Source organism: Pseudomonas saliphila (genome assembly GCF_008638345.1).
Lineage (GTDB): Bacteria > Pseudomonadota > Gammaproteobacteria > Pseudomonadales > Pseudomonadaceae > Halopseudomonas > Halopseudomonas saliphila.
Window position 1 is genome coordinate 88,494 of the sequence record NZ_VTVA01000013.1, and the last position, 18,327, is coordinate 106,820.

13 protein-coding genes are annotated in these 18,327 nt (G+C 58.8%); all 13 read left to right on the forward strand.

The window, feature by feature from the left end; translation table 11 throughout:
• Window positions 1–154: 154 nt before the first annotated feature.
• The 13 genes from FHK95_RS14295 (at window position 155) to FHK95_RS14355 (ending at window position 18,315) form a co-directional block, all read left to right on the forward strand.
• Window positions 155–1,219 (forward strand): pilus assembly protein PilM, encoded by a 1,065-nt coding sequence (locus FHK95_RS14295; protein ID WP_150305306.1) that lies wholly within the window; start codon window positions 155–157, stop codon window positions 1,217–1,219.
• Entirely contained in the window at window positions 1,219–1,797 is a 579-nt protein-coding gene (locus tag FHK95_RS14300; protein WP_150305307.1) for a PilN domain-containing protein, read from the forward strand. Before FHK95_RS14295 ends, FHK95_RS14300 begins: the two co-directional genes overlap by 1 nt.
• On the forward strand, window positions 1,794–2,414 hold the full coding sequence (locus FHK95_RS14305) for a type IV pilus inner membrane component PilO (protein ID WP_150305308.1): 621 nt from the start codon (window positions 1,794–1,796) through the stop codon (window positions 2,412–2,414). The genes FHK95_RS14300 and FHK95_RS14305 overlap by 4 nt, the downstream gene beginning before the upstream one ends.
• Window positions 2,415–2,419: 5 nt before the next feature.
• Window positions 2,420–2,944, forward strand: coding sequence for a type 4a pilus biogenesis lipoprotein PilP (pilP, locus tag FHK95_RS14310; protein ID WP_150305340.1), 525 nt, complete (start codon window positions 2,420–2,422; stop codon window positions 2,942–2,944).
• A 96-nt stretch (window positions 2,945–3,040) separates the two neighbouring features.
• Entirely contained in the window at window positions 3,041–5,170 is a 2,130-nt protein-coding gene (gene pilQ / locus FHK95_RS14315; protein ID WP_328592954.1) for a type IV pilus secretin PilQ, read from the forward strand.
• The gene (gene aroK, locus FHK95_RS14320) at window positions 5,170–5,676 is read left to right on the forward strand and encodes a shikimate kinase AroK (protein ID WP_150305310.1); all 507 of its coding nucleotides are present in this window, start codon (window positions 5,170–5,172) and stop codon (window positions 5,674–5,676) included. The genes pilQ and aroK overlap by 1 nt, the downstream gene beginning before the upstream one ends.
• Before the next feature lie 144 nt (window positions 5,677–5,820).
• On the forward strand, window positions 5,821–6,912 hold the full coding sequence (gene aroB / locus FHK95_RS14325) for a 3-dehydroquinate synthase (RefSeq protein WP_150305311.1): 1,092 nt from the start codon (window positions 5,821–5,823) through the stop codon (window positions 6,910–6,912).
• Window positions 6,909–8,375 carry an AAA family ATPase gene (locus FHK95_RS14330; protein ID WP_150305312.1) on the forward strand — a complete coding sequence of 489 codons (1,467 nt, stop codon included), beginning with the start codon at window positions 6,909–6,911 and terminating at the stop codon, window positions 8,373–8,375. The genes aroB and FHK95_RS14330 overlap by 4 nt, the downstream gene beginning before the upstream one ends.
• 526 nt (window positions 8,376–8,901) lie before the next feature.
• A complete protein-coding gene (gltB, locus tag FHK95_RS14335; RefSeq protein ID WP_150305313.1) occupies window positions 8,902–13,350 on the forward strand; it encodes a glutamate synthase large subunit in 4,449 nt (1,482 codons plus the stop codon).
• An 89-nt stretch (window positions 13,351–13,439) separates the two neighbouring features.
• A complete protein-coding gene (locus FHK95_RS14340; protein WP_150305314.1) occupies window positions 13,440–14,858 on the forward strand; it encodes an FAD-dependent oxidoreductase in 1,419 nt (472 codons plus the stop codon).
• Between the two features lie 131 nt (window positions 14,859–14,989).
• The gene (gene hemE / locus FHK95_RS14345) at window positions 14,990–16,072 is read left to right on the forward strand and encodes a uroporphyrinogen decarboxylase (protein WP_150305315.1); all 1,083 of its coding nucleotides are present in this window, start codon (window positions 14,990–14,992) and stop codon (window positions 16,070–16,072) included.
• Window positions 16,073–16,096: 24 nt separating this feature from the next.
• Window positions 16,097–16,864 carry a ParA family protein gene (locus FHK95_RS14350; protein WP_150305316.1) on the forward strand — a complete coding sequence of 256 codons (768 nt, stop codon included), beginning with the start codon at window positions 16,097–16,099 and terminating at the stop codon, window positions 16,862–16,864.
• Window positions 16,865–17,040: 176 nt separating this feature from the next.
• Window positions 17,041–18,315, forward strand: coding sequence for a bifunctional O-acetylhomoserine aminocarboxypropyltransferase/cysteine synthase (locus FHK95_RS14355; RefSeq protein ID WP_150305317.1), 1,275 nt, complete (start codon window positions 17,041–17,043; stop codon window positions 18,313–18,315).
• Window positions 18,316–18,327: the final 12 nt, after the last annotated feature.

Below are 18,327 nucleotides of genomic sequence, written 5' to 3' on the forward strand. Positions count from 1 at the left end.
AGGTTAGCGGTTAGCTTGGTGAGATGCGGTTTAGCAGCGAGCATTATAAGCGTTTTGTTTCGGATTTAGCCATTTGCGCTTGTGCGTTCTCTGCTATTTAATGTAGGAAAACATAAACCGCCCGTAAGTGGCGGATGCTGATAGGGAATTGGCTGTGCTAGGGCTCATAAAAAAGAAATCGAATACGCTGCTGGGTATCGATATCAGCTCCACGACCGTGAAGCTGCTAGAACTCAGTCGCTCCGGGAACCGCTATAAGGTTGAGGCCTACGCGGTCGAACCTCTCCCACCCAGTGCGGTGGTTGAGAAAAATATCGTCGAGCTCGAAGGCGTCGGGCAGGCCCTGGAAAAGGTCCTGGCGCGATCCCGTACCTCGATAAAACAGGCGGCAGTTGCCGTAGCCGGCTCGGCGGTGATCACCAAGATCATCGAGATGGATGCCGGCTTCGATGACGACGAGCTTGAAGAACAGATCAAACTCGAGGCTGACCAATATATCCCCTATCCCCTTGATGAAGTTGCGATCGACTTTGAAGTCCAGGGCATATCTCCCCGAAATCCCGAGCGTGTCGAGGTATTGCTGGCGGCCTGTCGCCGGGAAAACGTCGACATCCGCGAGGCCGCGCTGGCACTGGCTGGTATCGACGTCAAGGTGGTCGAGGTCGAAGCCTACGCCATGGAGCGCGCCTGCAGTCTGGTCACTGAGCAGCTCGATAGTGGTCAGCATGATCTGACCATTGCCGTCGTGGATATCGGTGCGACGATGATGACGCTCAGCGTCCTCAGCCAGGGGCGCACCATCTACACCCGTGAGCAGCTATTCGGCGGCAAGCAGTTAACTGAAGAGATTCAGCGTCGTTACGGGCTTTCGCAGGAAGAGGCGGGGTTGGCCAAGAAACAGGGCGGCCTGCCGGACGACTACGAAACCGAGGTGCTGGGGCCTTTCAAGGATGCCGTGGTCCAGCAAGTGTCGCGCTCATTGCAGTTCTTCTTTGCGGGCAATCAGTACAACGACGTCGACTACATACTCCTCGCGGGCGGCACATCGTCCATTCCGGGCCTGGATCAGCTGATCCAGCAAAAGCTCGGAACCACGACGTTGGTGGCCAACCCCTTTGCAAACATGACCCTTTCCAACAAGGTGAATGCGGTGGCGCTCAGCAATGACGCGCCGGCATTGATGATTGCTTGTGGATTGGCAATGAGGAGTTTCGACTAATGGCTCGCATAAACCTATTACCCTGGCGCGAGCAGCTCAGGGAAGAGCGCAAGAAGGAATTTCTGACCATTCTGGCGCTGATTCTGGTCTTCACCTGCGCGCTGGTATTTCTTGTCGACCGCAACCTGAACGGCAAGATTGATCATCAGAATGCCCGTAACGAATTCATCTCCAAGGAAATCCGGGTGCTTGAAACCCGCATCAAGGAGATTGAGGAGCTGCAGGCACGCCGTACGCAGTTGCTGGATCGGATGAAGATCATCCAGGACCTGCAAGGCAATCGCCCGATCATCGTCCGCGTGTTCGACGAGATGGCGCGGACCCTGCCTGAAGGCTTGTTCTTCACATCGGTCGATATGAAAGAGTCGACCATCAATATCAAGGGCGGCGCCGAATCCAATAGCCGGGTCTCCAATCTGATGCGCCAGATGGACGCGTCCGAGTGGCTGACTTCGCCAAACCTGACCGCCGTGCGTGCGGTGACTCAGGATGCTCTGGATCAGGCCAACGTCTTTGAACTGTCAGTGCGTCAGACGGAACCGCAGGCGCGTGCCGCTGAGGGAGAACAGCAGCCATGACTTTCGCTCAATCCATGGAAAGTTTGAAAAAGATCGATGTAAATGATCTCGATTTCAACAATATAGGAGCCTGGCCGGGCGCACTGAAGGTGATTGTAGGCGTCCTGGTCTTCGCGATACTGGCGTTCCTCGGCTACCACTTTCACCTGAAGGATCTGCAGGCCAGCCTGCAGAGCAGCCAGGCGCAGGAAGTTACCCTGCGCAAGGACTTTGCCGACAAGTCGTTCCGTGCGGCAAACCTGGATGCGTACAAAGAACAGTTGGCAGAAATCGAGGAGCGTTTCGGTACGCTGCTCAAGCAGTTGCCAAGTGACACTGAAGTCCCCGGGTTGCTTGAAGATATCACTCAGATGGGCCTCAACAGCGGGCTGGAGTTCGAGTCGATTACCTTGCAGCCTGAAGCCGCCAAACAGTTCTATGCGGAGTTGCCGATCAGTATTCAGGTCCAGGGCAACTACCATGACATCGGCACTTTCGTCAGTAGCGTGGCGGGGCTGCCACGTATCGTAACGCTGCACGATTTCACCATTGCGCCCGTCAGCGAGGGTAACCCGGATCTGCTCAAGATGAGCATCCTGGCCAAGACCTATCGCTACAACGAAGCAGGAGCGCAATGATGAGCATGCACAAGCGTTTGACCGGTCTTGCCATCGTGGCATCGGTCGCATTGGCGGGATGTGGCGGGGATGACTTCAATGATTTGCAGGTCTTCATGGAAGAAACCAGAGCCCGCCCGGCTGGCACCATCGAGCCGCTGCCGCGTTTCAGCCCGTATGAGGCGTTCGTCTATAGCGCAGCGTCGTTGCGCAGCCCATTTCAGCCGCCTATCCGTATCGACCTGACCCAGCGTCAACGGGGTTCTCAGGACATCAAGCCGAACGAAGACCGAACCCGGCAATTCCTCGAGGGCTTCAATATCGAAGGGTTCGAAATGGTCGGCACACTTAGTAACCAGGGAGGCATGCAGGCGCTCATAGAAGGCGCCGGTAGCGTGCACCGGGTCAGGATCGGCGACTACTTAGGCCGGAACCATGGCCGTATCGTAAGCATCGAGGAAGGTCGTCTCGATGTGGTCGAGATAGTGCCTGACGGCGAAGGGGGATGGTTGGAGCGTCCGCGTACCCTCAGCTTGCCTGAGCGCGGTTAGGACAACCAGGGAGAGATAATCATGAACTGCAAACAGTCACGCGTGGAACGCAACCAAATGCCTCTAACCAGGAAGTTATCGCTTGCAGCAGCCCTGATGCTGTTGAATCCTCTGGCCATCGCGGCCGACCTTCAGAAACTAGACGTGGCCTCGCTGCCGGGTGAGCGGGTCGAGCTCAAGCTTAGCTTCGATGAACCCGTGACAGCGCCCAAGGGCTACACCATCGAGCAGCCTGCCCGTATCGCTCTGGATCTACCCGGAGTGAAGAATAAGCTGGGTGAGCGCAGCCGTGAGCTTGGACTGGGTAACGCGCGTAGCGTGACCGTGGTCGAAGCGGGTGATCGGACCCGTCTGATTATCAATCTAGCCGAACTTGCTCCCTACGCGACACGGGTGGAAGGCAATAATCTGTACGTCATGGTGGGTGCCGATAAGGCGCCCGGTTACACCGCCCCCGCCCGAGCGGCATCGGCCAGCGCGCCCGCCGCCGGCAACTGGCGCGCGGCCGGTGAGCCTGCCGTCGCCGCAAAGAGTGCTTCAGCTGCCTCCGGTCGGGCCATTCGAGGTCTGGACTTTCAGCGTGGCGAGCAGGGGGAAGGTAACGTAATCATTGATCTGTCGGATCCTTCGGTGCGTGTCGATGTGCAGGAGCAAGGCGGTCGTGTTCGGCTGACCTTCCCGGGTACGCGTCTGCCAGATGAGTTGCGCGTCCGGCTGGACGTCAAGGATTTCGCTACGCCCGTCAACTTCGTCAATGCCAGCACCAGCGGCAACGATACAACGATCAATATCCAGCCAGCTGGCTTCTATGAACATCTGGTGTATCAAACTGACAACCGACTGATCGTCAGCTTCAAGCCGCTGAGCAAGACTGAAGTCGAGCAGCGTCGTGCCGCCGATTTCGCCTATACCGGTGAGAAGCTGTCGCTCAATTTCCAGAATATTGAAGTGCGCTCGGTGCTGCAGTTGATTGCCGACTTTACCGATATGAACCTGGTTGCCAGTGACACGGTGTCGGGCAGCATTACGCTGCGTCTGCAGAACGTGCCCTGGGATCAGGCGCTGGATCTGGTGTTGAAAACCAAGGGTCTGGATAAGCGCAAGGTGGGTAACGTCTTGCTGGTGGCGCCGGCGGATGAGATCGCCGCGCGCGAACGTCAGGAGTTGGAATCCCAGCGCCAGATCGCCGAATTGGCGCCCCTGCGCCGTGAACTGATCCAGGTGAACTACGCCAACGCAGCGGATATTGCCAGCCTGTTCGCGTCGGTAACCGCCGGAGAAGGCGAGCAACGCGGTTCCATAACAGTCGATGACCGCACCAACAGCATCATTGCCCTGGAAACTCAGGACAAGCTTGATGAGCTGCGCCGCATCGTTACCCAGCTGGACATTCCGGTTCGTCAGGTCATGATCGAAGCACGGATTGTTGAAGCCAACGTCGGTTTTGACAAGGCACTGGGTGTGCGCTGGGGTGGTAATCTGCGGATGGGCAACAGGTTCGATCTGTTCGGCAAAGATGGCCAGACTGGCGTAGTGGAAGATCCTAACGCGCGTGGCTTGCCTGGTGATGACGACTACATACCGTCGCGTAATACCGGTGGATTCATCGGTATTCCCGAGCGTCCGTTCAATACCCCCTTTGTAGACATGGGTGTGCTGGGTGCCACTTCGGGCGTCGGCATCGGGTTCATTACCAACAACGCTGTGCTCGATCTTCAGCTGTCGGCCATGGAAAGCACCGGTAATGGCGAGATTATTTCTCAGCCCAAGGTCGTTACCTCCGACAAGGAAACAGCGAAGATCCTCAAGGGTTCCGAGATTCCTTACCAGGAAGCCAGCTCCAGCGGTGCAACCACCACTGCCTTTGCCGAGGCCGTGCTGTCGCTGGAAGTGACGCCGCAGATCACGCCGGATAACCAGGTCATCATGGAGGTCATCGTCACCAAGGACGAGCCAGACTTTACCCGTGAAGTGAATGGCGTTCCGACAATTCGCAAGAACGAAGTCAACGCTAAGATCCTGGTGGCCGACGGTGAAACCATTGTTATCGGTGGCGTATTCTCCAGTGAAACCTCGAAAGGGCAGCAGAAGGTTCCTTTCCTGGGCGACCTGCCGATCTTGGGTCGCGCCTTCCGTCGTGATATAACGTCGGAAAGTAAAACCGAGCTGCTGGTATTCCTCACGCCACGCATCATCAATAGCGGAGCTATCTCACTTGCCAAGTAATGCGTAACGTCTTTCTGATAGGCCCAATGGGTGCAGGTAAAAGCACCATTGGGCGACTTCTCGCCAAGGAAATCGGATACCCCTTCAAGGATTCAGACCGGGAGATAGAAGCGCGAACAGGTGCTGATATCCCCTGGATTTTTGATGTTGAGGGGGAAGAAGGGTTTCGCGAACGTGAGGAGGCAATGATTGCCGAGTTGGTCAAGGAGGACGGGATCGTGCTGGCCACCGGCGGTGGTGTGGTCATGCGCGAAGCCAACCGCAATGCGCTCGGGGCTAATGGCCTGGTGGTGTATTTGCGGACCAGCGTCGAGCAGCAGTTGCAACGCACGGCGAAGGATCGGCAGCGCCCGCTGTTACAGACCCCAGATCCTGAGAAGGTGCTGCGGGATCTGATGGCCAGACGGGATCCGCTTTACAGTGAGATTGCCGACCTGACCATCGAAACCGATCAGCGCGGACCCAAGATTGTAGTCAATACCATCCTGGCTGCACTCCGGGCCTGACCCGCATCACGGTTAAGCAAGACCACTGAGCAGCCCGGAATTCCGGGCTCATTACTATCTGATTCAGACCAAAAAAGCAGCAACGCCGGCCTGCGCACTCCGTGCGTCTGAGGTATGCTTGCGTGGACATTACGGAGAGGTTTCATGCAGCAATTGACCGTTGAACTGGCTGACCGCAGCTATCCTATCTACATCGGCAGCGGGTTGCTGGATCAGCCCGATCTGTTGAGGTCCCATCTTCCCGGCAAGCAAGTGTGCGTCGTCACTGATGATACCGTGGCGCCGCTTTATCTTGTCAGGCTGCTGGCATCGCTTGCCGCCTATCAAGTCGAGCAGGTGATCCTGCCAACCGGCGAAGCCTTCAAGAACTGGAGCACCCTGCAGCAGATTTTCGACGGACTGCTTGCCGCCCGACATGACCGGGGTACTACACTTATTGCGCTGGGGGGCGGGGTGATCGGCGATATGACCGGTTTTGCCGCCGCCTGTTATCAGCGCGGGGTGAACTTCATCCAGATTCCTACCACCTTGCTGTCCCAGGTCGACTCGTCCGTGGGTGGCAAGACCGGCATCAATCATCCCGCCGGCAAGAACATGATCGGGGCGTTTTACCAGCCACAGGCGGTAGTCATCGATACCGACAGCCTGCATACGCTGCCTGAGCGCGAAATCAGTGCTGGATTGGCCGAAATCATCAAGTACGGTTTGATCCGGGACCTCGTCTTCCTCGGCTGGCTCGAAGCCAATATGCCTGCGCTGCGTGCGCTCGAACCTGCCGTGATTACCGAAGCCATCGCCCGCTCCTGTGCGATCAAGGCGGAGGTTGTGGCGGTGGACGAACGCGAAGGGGGGCTGCGCGCCATCCTCAATCTGGGACATACCTTCGGCCATGCGATCGAAGCGCATCAGGGATACGGCCGCTGGTTGCACGGTGAGGCGGTCGGCGCTGGTATGGTCATGGCGCTGGAGCTGTCCAGGCGGTCTGGATGGTTGAGTCAGAACGATTATGACCGGGCTGTTGCAATCATTCGCGCGGCGGGGCTCCCGACAGCGCCGCCCAAAGACATGACCGCAGATGATTTCATGCGCCTGATGGCAGTGGACAAGAAAGTGATTGGTGGCCGTTTACGGCTCGTGCTGCTGCGGCAACTGGGCGAAGCGGTTGTCACGGCTGATTTTGATGTGGCCGCGCTGGAAGCCACCTTGCATACAACGTATCTATCCGAGCACTTATGAACGCCGAACATAAACCCGACTATGCTGCTGTCGAGACCGACCTGCTCGCTCATTACCAGCTGAGCCACGACCCGTTTTTGCCGCGCACGCCTGGGTTTCGGTTTTTCACTGCGCGGCGCAAGAGCGTGGTTGCCGAGTTGCATCATCTGGCGCGATTCGCTCAGCAACTGCTGGTTGTGACCGGGCCGCGAAGCAGTGGCAAGACCTTGCTCCGGCAAGTGCTGGTGGCCAGCAGCAATAAGGATAATGTGCAGTGCGTGGTGGCCTCTGCCCGGGAGCTCGCGTCGCAGGATGCGTTGCTCGGTTTTCTGGCGCAGGCGATCAATGCCCCTGGCGGCACGGAGACCGGGGTACTTGAGAAGGCCGCCGAGCTATCCCAGGCGGGCGTGCGGCTGTACATCGTTATCGACGATGCACATCTTCTCAGCCCGCAGGCGTTGCAGAGTCTGGCTGCCCTCAGTCAGATCGAGATGCGTGGCGCCCCGCGGATTTTTCTGTTTGCCGAGCCCTCCATAGAGACGGCATTGCAGGCGGTGGATATTCCCGAAGAACGCGCCTGGTTGCACGTGATCGAATTGCAGCCGTTGCGACCGGAAGAAACACGCGACTATCTGGCACAGCGACTGGAGGCGGCAGGGCAGGGGCTGGAGCTCTTCAGCGAAGAGCAGCTCGACTGGATTCATCAGCAGAGCGAAGGCTGGCCGGGCCGAATCAATCTGGTCGCCAGGGAATCGCTGCTGGCGGCAATCGAGCCGCCAGCATTGCGGCCACAGCGCAGAGCCGCCTTTCCGGTTCGCTCATTGATTGCGTTGATACTGGTTTCCATCGCCGTAGCCGTCGTGTGGACCATGGGGGACGAAGATGAGCCCGAACCCAGTCGCACCGTGCTCGAGTTGCCCAAGCCGGTCGCCACAGTTGATGTGCTGGGCGAGAACGCAGCAAGCGACGAAAATCAGCCGCTGAATGTTGCGCCGCCGCCCTCTCGGGCAGTTGATCCAGTGGCTCAAACGATACCGGAGATGGTGCCTTCCGACGAACAACCCATTGCCGAAGTAGAGCCGTTCTTGGCTGAACAGCCTGCATCCCCCGAGCCGGCAGCGGAGCCTGTTGCAGCCGCGATCCCGCCAGCAGTCGAGCAGCCTGAGGCGGTTCAGCCTGAGCGATCCGGATCGGCGGAGCATACCGATTGGTATCGTCAGCAGACGGCTGGCAACTTCGCATTACAGTTATTGGGCACCCGTTCCAGGCAGGCGGCAGCGGACTTTGTCGCCGGTCAGCCGCAGTTAGCCGAGCTGCATTATTTCGAGACAGTGCATGAGGGCAAGCCGTGGTTTGTCGTCACTCAAGGCACATACGCTGGACGCCAGCAGGCCCAGAAAGCGATCGCTGGCCTGCCCGACGCTGTACGCAAACTGAAGCCCTGGCCGCGCAGCATGGCCGGCATTCAACAGTCTCTACCCTAAGGGTGAGGGCGCTTTAGCGCGGCGCTGAGTCAGTTGCCGCGCAATGAGATTATCGCCCTGCGGCCCGCCACAGAGGTTCGTTCCGGGGTGAGCATCATTCTTTGCGAATGATGCCGCTTGGGAGGAAATTCGCACAACAGTGCCCGCCCTCAGCGGGCCTGCTGGGGTTGCCTGTCCCGCAAGTTTAATCACACCGCCTCACCTGCCATTCGCTCTATACTGAATTGCGAGAATCGGGAATTTGTCGCGGCCTAAGGCCGGGCGCTTTGGCCTTGCGAACGTGCGGGCGGAGAAGATAACCAACCGGCATTCCGCGTCTATCAGCGCCTGACACGTCAGCGCGAACTCCCGCGTTTTGAAAATCTTCTCTTTTTACGACATTTATAGTCGCTTTTGCGGCACTGAATTATTGTCGCCATATACGGTGCTGTGTACAATCACCTTCCCATTTTGAGTGGCGCAGTCCGGTCCGCGTCTGTCCGGTTTCAGTAAGCGTCTGAATTCATTACATTTTGAGAGTGTGCCTATGAAAGCCGGTCTATATCAGCCAGACCAGTTCAAGGATAACTGTGGTTTCGGTTTGATTGCCCATATGGAAGGGCAGCCCAGTCATCACTTGCTGAAAACGGCCATCGAGGCCCTTACCTGCATGACGCACCGGGGCGGTATCAATGCCGACGGCAAGACCGGTGATGGTTGTGGCTTGTTGATTCAGAAGCCAGACGGTTTTCTGCGTGCTGTCGCCCAGGAGTCGCTTGGCGTCACGCTGCCTGAGCACTACGCCGTGGGCATGGTGTTTATGGGCGCGTCACCCGCTGCGACCGAAGCCGCCAAGCAGGCCTTCGCCGATGCGTTCAATGATCAGGGTCTGGAGTCGCTGGGTTGGCGTGAAGTGCCGGTAGATCCAGACGTGCTCGGACCGCTGGCGCTGAGCTGCATGCCGCGGATCGAGCAGGTCTTCGTTTCCGGCGAGGGGCTGGACGAGCATCAATTCGGAACCCGCCTGTTCTATGCGCGGCGCAAGGCCGAGATCGCCATGCAGGCCGATGACGAGTTTTACGTCTGCAGCCTGTCGCACAAGGTCATCTCCTACAAAGGCCTGATGATGCCGGCCGATCTCGATCGGTTCTATCCGGAGCTGGCGGACAGTCGTATGGAGACCGCGATCAGCGTGTTCCATCAGCGCTTCTCTACCAACACGTTACCGAAATGGCCGTTGGCCCAGCCGTTCCGACTCATCGCCCACAACGGCGAGATCAATACCATCACGGCCAACCGCAACTGGGCCCACGCGCGACGCAACAAGTTCGTCAACGAACTGCTGCCGGATCTGGATAGCCTGGCGCCGCTGGTGAACGTGCAAGGCTCGGACTCTTCGAGCATGGATAACATGCTGGAGCTGCTGGTTACCGGCGGTATGGATCTGTTTCGTGCCATTCGCATGGTGGTTCCGCCTGCATGGCAGAACATCGAAACCATGGACGCGGATCTGCGCGCCTTCTACGAATTCAATTCCATGCACATGGAAGCCTGGGACGGACCGGCAGGTATCGTCTTGACCGAAGGGCGTTACGCCGTGTGTCTGCTTGACCGTAATGGTCTGCGTCCAGCGCGTTATGTAGTGACCCGCAACGGCTACATCACCCTCGCCTCGGAAATTGGTGTATGGAATTACCAGCCTGAGGATGTCGTGAGTAAGGGGCGGGTCGGACCGGGACAGATCCTCGCCGTGGATACGCATACTGGGGAGGTGCTGCATACCGACGATATCGAAGGACGCTTGAAGTCGCGGCACCCTTACCGTAAATGGCTCAAAGAGAAAGCCGTGCGCGTTCGGGCGACCATGGATGACCGTGACCATGGTTCCGAATTTCTTGAGCCGGAGCCGCTCAAGCAGTACATGAAAATGTTCCAGGTGACCTTCGAGGAGCGGGACCAGGTGTTGCGGCCGCTGGCCGAGAATGGTCAGGAGGCGGTCGGCTCCATGGGTGATGACACGCCTATGGCCGTGCTCTCAAGTCGTGTGCGCCCGGTATATGACTACTTCCGCCAGCAGTTCGCCCAGGTGACCAACCCGCCAATCGACCCGCTGCGCGAGTCGGTGGTCATGTCACTGGAGACCTGCCTCGGCGCCGAGCGTAACGTTTTTGAAGAAACCGCCGACCACGCCGACCGGGTAATCCTGAGTACCCCGGTGATGTCGCCTGCCAAGTGGCGGACCCTGATGACCATGGATCGTCCGGGCTTTGACCGGATCACCATCGACCTCAACGTGCCCGCCGAGATGCCACTGGGCGAAGCGGTCAAACGCATTGCGCTGGAGGCTGAAGCAGCGGTACGCGCAGGCATTACGCTGTTGATTCTGAGCGACCGCGACATAGGCCAGGGCAAGCTGCCGATCCATGCAGCGTTGGCCGTCGGCGCGGTACACCACCACTTGATCGCCCAGGGGCTGCGTTGCGATTGCAATATCCTGGTGGAAACCGCCACCGTCCGCGATCCGCACCATTACGCCGTGCTGGTTGGCTTCGGCGCGAGCGCGATCTACCCCTACCTGGCCTATGAAGTGCTGGGTGACCTGATCCGCACCGGCGAAGTAATTGGCGATCTTTACGAGCTGTTCAAGAATTACCGCAAGGGCATTGCAAAAGGCCTGATGAAGATCCTGTCGAAGATGGGTATCTCCACCGTGGCCTCCTATCGCGGCGCTCAGTTATTTGAGGCAGTGGGTCTGGCCGATGAAGTAGTCGACCTGTGCTTCAGGGGTGTTGTCAGCCGTATTCAGGGTGCCCGTTTCGAAGACATTCAGCTGGAACAGGCCTTGTTGGCCAAGGAAGCCTGGAATCCGCGCAAGGGTATCCAGCAGGGCGGATTGCTGAAGTTCGTCTTTGGCGGCGAGTACCACGCTTACAATCCCGACGTCGTCCGCGCATTGCAGGATGCGGTGCAGGGCGATAGCTATGACAAGTATCTGGAATACGCTGCGCTGGTTAACGAGCGTCCGGTGGCGGCTCTGCGGGACCTACTGAAGTTGCGTGACGATCAGACGCCGATTTCGCTGGATCAGGTGGAGCCGCTGGAGTCTATCTTCAAACGCTTCGATTCAGCGGGTATCTCCCTGGGAGCCCTATCGCCCGAAGCCCATGAAGCTATCGCCGAAGCGATGAACCGGCTCGGCGCGCGTTCCAACTCCGGTGAGGGCGGGGAAGACCCGGCTCGCTATGGCACCGAGCGCAGCTCCAAGATCAAGCAGATCGCATCGGGGCGCTTTGGCGTCACGGCCGAGTACCTGGTCAATGCCGATGTGCTGCAGATCAAGGTTGCCCAGGGCGCAAAACCCGGTGAGGGCGGTCAGCTGCCCGGCGGCAAGGTCAACGAACTGATTGCGCGTCTGCGCTATGCGGTGCCGGGCGTGACGCTGATTTCACCGCCGCCGCACCATGACATCTACTCGATCGAGGATCTGGCACAGCTGATTTTCGATCTCAAGCAGGTCAACCCGGCTGCGCTGGTATCGGTCAAGCTGGTATCAGAGCCCGGCGTTGGCACCATCGCTGCGGGTGTGGCCAAGGCCTACGCGGACCTGATCACCATTTCCGGTTACGACGGCGGCACGGGCGCCTCGCCATTGACGTCCATCCGTTATGCCGGTTCGCCCTGGGAGCTGGGCCTGTCCGAGGCGCACCAGACCCTGCGTGGCAATGACCTGCGCGGCAAGGTGCGCGTGCAAACCGACGGCGGTCTGAAGACCGGTCTGGATGTGATCAAGGCAGCCATTCTCGGCGCGGAGAGCTTTGGCTTCGGCACTGGCCCCATGATTGCCCTGGGCTGCAAATACCTGCGGATCTGCCATCTGAACAACTGCGCGACCGGTATTGCTACCCAGAACCGCCATCTGCGTGACAATCATTACATCGGTACCGTGGAGATGGTGATGAACTACTTCACCTACGTTGCCACCGAAACCCGTGAATGGTTGGCCAAGCTGGGCGTGAGTACCCTGCAGGAACTGATCGGGCGCACCGATCTGCTGGAAATTCTGCCGGGTGCCACCGGTAAGCAGCAGAATCTGGATCTCAGACCCTTGCTGTTCAGCGAGCACGTCGCTGCAGACAAGCCGCAATATTGCCAGGTGCCGCGTAACCCGCCGTTCGACAAAGGCCTGACCGCCGAAAAAATGGTCGAGCTGGCTCGCGCCGCGATTGATGGCGCCACTGGTGGCGAGTTCGAGATGACGCTGACCAACTGCGATCGCTCGATCGGGGCCCGGGTGTCCGGCGAAATTGCCAAGCTGCATGGCAATCAGGGCATGGCCAGTAACCCATTGGTGTTCCGTTTCAAGGGCACCGCCGGACAAAGCTTTGGCGTGTGGAATGCCGGCGGTTTGCAAATGTATCTGCAAGGCGACGCAAACGATTACGTCGGCAAGGGCATGACCGGCGGCAAGCTGGTCATAGTGCCGCCAGCGGGCAGTCCGTTCCGCTCCGAGCAGACCTCGATTATCGGCAATACCTGTTTGTACGGAGCAACCGGCGGCAAGCTGTTTGCCGCAGGCGTGGCCGGCGAGCGTTTCGCAGTCCGTAATTCGGGTAGCCATGCGGTCATCGAAGGCGCGGGCGATCACTGCTGCGAATATATGACCGGCGGCATGATCTGCGTACTCGGCCAGACCGGGTATAACTTCGGAGCTGGCATGACCGGGGGGCTGGCCTATGTGCTGGATATGGACAACAGCTTCTTCGACAAACTGAACCACGAACTGGTTGAATTGCGGCGGATCACCAACGAGTCGATGGAGGCCTACCGCAGCCATCTGACCCAGGTGCTGACCGAATACGTGAGCGAGACCAACAGTGCCTGGGGGGCGGAGGTTCTGGATGATCTGGATAACTACATCCGCCGCTTCTGGCTGGTCAAACCGAAGGCCGCGAACTTGCGCGCCCTGCTGACGACCACTGTGGCTAACCCTCAGTAGCGTTCAGTAATCCCAACTGCCCTGCCGATGTGCTCGCTTGAGCGCATCGGCGACAGAGATTTCAGCAGCGCGGCTGCGAGGTGATTTATATGGTTGACCGTTTGAACAACGATTTTCAGTTCATAGACGTGGGTCGCGCAGACCCTAAGAAGCGGCCCCTGCGGGCGCGCAAGACGCAGTTCGTGGAGATCAACGAACAGTTCAAGCCGGAGGAGGCGTCTGACCAGTCGCACCGCTGTCTTGAGTGCGGCAATCCGTACTGCGAGTGGAAGTGCCCGGTACACAACTACATCCCCAATTGGCTGAAGCTGGTGTCCGAAGGCAATATTTTGGAAGCCGCAGAAATGGTCCACAAGACCAATACCCTGCCGGAAGTCTGCGGTCGCGTCTGCCCTCAGGATCGTCTGTGTGAAGGCGCCTGTACGCTTAATGATGGCTTTGGCGCGGTGACCATTGGTTCGGTGGAAAAATACATCGCCGATACGGCCTTTGCCATGGGCTGGCGCCCGGATATGTCGCAGGTCGTGCCCACCGGTAAGCGGGTTGCCATCATCGGCGCGGGCCCGGCTGGGCTGGGCTGTGCCGATGTGCTGGCGCGTGCGGGTGTCACAGCGGTGGTATTCGATCGCAACCCGGAAATCGGCGGTTTGCTGACCTTTGGTATTCCGGAATTCAAGCTGGAGAAGACCGTCCTGTCGCGTCGCCGTGAGGTGTTCGGCGGCATGGGCATCGAGTTCCGGCTGAATACTGAAGTTGGCAAGGATGTGGCCATGCAGGACCTGCTCGCCGAATACGATGCGGTGTTCATGGGCATGGGTACCTACACCTATATGAAGGGTGGTTTCCCGGGTGAAGACCTGCCCGGCGTGTACGACGCGTTGGATTTTCTGGTGGCGAACGTCAACCGCAATCTGGGTTTCGAAAAATCTGCAGACGACTTCATCGACATGAAGCGCAAGAGGGTGGTCGTGCTCGGCGGCGGTGATACCGCGATGGACTGTAACCGTACCTCGATTCGCCAGGGCGCCAAGTCGGTGCATTGCGCCTACCGTCGTGACGAAGAGAACATGCCCGGCTCGCGCAAGGAAGTGAAGAACGCCAAGGATGAGGGGGTGAAATTCCTGTTCAATCGTCAGCCAATCGCCATCGTCGGGGAAGACCGGGTCGAGGGCGTCAAGGTGGTTGAAACCCGTCTCGGCGAGCCGGATGCCCGTGGACGCCGCAGTCCGGAGCCGATCCCCGGCTCGGAAGAAGTACTGCCGGCCGATGCCGTGGTGATCGCCTTTGGCTTCCGTCCAAGCCCGGCGGCCTGGTTCAGCGATTTCCAGATCGAAACCGACGGCCAAGGCCGGGTACAGGCCCCGGAAATGGCGCGTTACAAGTTCCAGACCAGCAACCCCAAGGTGTTCGCTGGCGGGGACATGGTGCGCGGTTCGGATCTGGTGGTGACCGCCGTGTGGGAAGGGCGTCAGGCAGCTGAAGGCATCCTTGAGTACCTGGAACTGTAAGCACACAGGAGGGCGCCTGCGGGCGCCTTTCTGCTCCCAGCACTGCGCTTTCCCCGCCGGGTCGACCAGGCTCTGATTTTCCTCCCGTTTTATCGGTACAATGGCCGCTGATCCCGCTATTGGACCTTCCCATGTATGAACTGAAGAATGATCGTTTCCTGCGCGCCCTGATGCGCCAGCCTGTCGACGTAACCCCGGTATGGATGATGCGCCAGGCTGGGCGTTACCTGCCCGAGTATCGGGCATCACGCACCCGCGCTGGGGACTTCATGGGGCTTTGCACCAATCCGGAGATGGCCTGCGAAGTCACCCTGCAGCCGCTGGAACGCTATCCTCTGGACGCGGCTATCCTGTTTTCCGACATTCTGACCATTCCTGACGCCATGGGGCTTGGTCTGTATTTCGAGACAGGTGAAGGTCCAAAATTCCGTAAGCGGATCGATACGCCCGCTGATATCGATGCGCTGAAAGTGCCTGATCCGGAGCAGGACCTTGGTTACGTGATGAACGCGGTGCGTACCATTCGTAGCGAGCTTAACGGCCGCGTGCCGCTGATCGGTTTTTCCGGCAGCCCCTGGACGCTGGCCACTTATATGGTCGAGGGTGGCTCGTCCAAGGATTTCCGCAAGAGCAAGGCGATGCTGTATGACCAGCCGGAAGCCATGCACATGTTGCTCGACAAGCTGGCTGACTCGGTCATCTCCTATCTGAACGGTCAGATATTGGCGGGTGCTCAGGCGGTGCAGATTTTCGATACCTGGGGCGGCAACCTGTCTGCCGATGCCTACCAGAAGTTTTCCCTGGCCTATATGCGCAAGATCGTCGCCGGACTTATTCGTGAGCACGAAGGACGCAGGGTGCCGGTGATTCTGTTCACCAAGAATGGCGGTCTGTGGCTGGAAAGCATTGCTGACAGCGGTGCCGACGCGCTGGGTCTGGACTGGACCATTGATATGGGCGTGGCACGTTCGCGTGTAGGGTCCCGGGTTGCCTTGCAGGGCAATATGGATCCGACGGTCCTCTACGCCAAGCCCGAGGCCATCCGCGCCGAGGTGGGTCGGATTCTGGCCAGTTATGGTAAAGGTTCAGGGCATGTCTTCAACCTTGGGCATGGCATTACCCCTGAAGTGGATCCGGCCCACGCTGGCGCGTTTATTGAAGCGGTTCACGAACTCTCCGCCGCCTACCACGACCCGTCTGCTATCGTAGCCTGACAGTATTTCCGTTCAGGAGGCGATATGCGGCGCGTGGTATTCAACCAGAAGGGTGGGGTAGGCAAGTCGAGTATCGCCTGTAATCTGGCAGCGGTCAGTGCCGCTGCCGGATTCAAGACGCTGGTGGTCGATCTCGATCCGCAGGCCAACTCCAGCCATTATCTGCTTGGTGATCGACTGGGGCAGCTGGATGTGACCTTGGCGGACTTTTTCGCTCAGACACTCGAGTCCGGCGCCGCGACCAAGAAAGCCGAGCAGTATGTGAGCGAAACGCCGTTCGAGAATCTGTGGTTGATGGCGGCCCACGCGGACCTGTCCGAGCTGCAGCACAAGCTTGAGTCGCGCTACAAGATCAAGAAGCTGCGCAAGCTGCTGAACGAGTTGAAGCACAATTACGAACGTATCTATATCGATACGGCGCCGAGCTTCAATTTTTTCACCGTCTCGGCGCTGATTGCTGCTGACCGTTGCCTGATTCCCTTTGATTGCGACAGTTTTTCACGCAAGGCGTTGTATGGTCTGCTGGCGGAGCTGGAGGATTTTCGCGAGGAGCATAACGAGGATCTCCAGGTGGAGGGCGTAGTCGTAAACCAGTTCCAGGCGCGGGCATCCTTGCCGCAACAGATGATTGATGAACTGGTTGCCGAGGGATTGCCAATGATTCCGGTGTATCTGCCCAGTTCGGTGCGCATGCGCGAATCCCATGAGGAATGCATGCCGCTCATCTACCTGGACAGCCGACACAAGCTCACCCAGCAATTCGTCGCCTTGCACGAGCACCTCGAAGCCTAGACCTTAACCGGTGCACACCTCACCGTTCAGCCCGTTAGCTGGCTGATCGGCCTTTCTCGATGGTCACAAATTTCCTGGTTGTATTTCCGTTTATGGTTCCTGCAGCGATACTTGATCGAATGCGGTGGTTTGCGCATGCTGCATAGCTCCCCATTTCTCAACGGAAGGACACAATAATGAAGCTCGAGACTCTGGCGATCCACGCCGGCTACAGCCCTGACCCGACGACCAAGGCCGTGGCTGTGCCTATCTATCAAACTACATCGTACGCCTTCGATAGCACTCAGCATGGTGCTGATCTGTTCGACCTGAAGGTGCCCGGCAACATCTATACGCGGATCATGAACCCGACCAACGACGTGCTTGAGCAGCGCGTTGCAGCATTGGAAGGCGGCGTGGGTGGTCTAGCGCTGGCGTCTGGTATGGCGGCAATCACCGCTGCAATTCAGACGGTTGCTGAAGTCGGCGACAACATAGTCTCGGTCGCCAAGCTCTACGGCGGTACCTATAACCTGTTTGCCCATACCTTTCCGCGACAGGGGATAGAAGTGCGTTTCGGTGCGCACAATGATATCGCTGCGCTGGAAGCGCTGATCGACGACCGCACCAAGGCGGTCTTTTGCGAATCCATCGGCAACCCCGCGGGCAACATCATTGATATCGCGGCCCTGGCCGAAGCCGCGCACCGCCATGGCGTACCGTTGATTGTCGACAACACCGTGGCGACCCCGGCGCTGTGTCGCCCGATTGAACACGGGGCGGATATCGTCGTGCACTCGCTGACCAAGTACATTGGCGGCCACGGCACCACGGTGGGCGGCATGGTGGTTGATGGCGGTCGCTTCCCCTGGGCGGAGAATGCCGAGCGCTTCCCGATGCTCAATACCCCGGACCCGTCCTATCACGGCGTGGTGTATACCGAAGCCTTCGGTCCCGCGGCCTTTATCGGCCGCTGCCGCGTGGTGCCGCTACGCAATATGGGCGCGGCGCTGTCGCCGATGAATGCCTTTCAGATTCTGCAGGGTCTGGAAACGCTGGCGCTGCGTATGGAACGCCATTGCGAGAATGCACTACGGGTAGCCGAGTATCTGAAGAAGCATCCGCAGGTCGAATGGGTGCAGTTCGCGGGCCTGCCGGATCATCCTGAACATGAACTGGCCCAGCGTTACATGGGCGGCATTCCCGCCGGTATCCTGTCCTTTGGCATCAAGGGCGGCCAGGAAGCAGGTGGACGCTTTATCGATGCGCTGAAGCTGGTCGTGCGTCTGGTGAACATCGGTGATGCCAAGTCGCTGGCCTGTCACCCGGCCTCTACCACTCACCGCCAGCTGAACGATGAAGAGCTGGAAAAGGCCGGTGTGCCGCGCGACATGGTGCGCCTATCGATCGGTATCGAGCATATCGATGACATCCTGGCCGATCTCGAGCAGGCCCTCGCCGCCGCAGCCTGAGCCCTGAGCCCT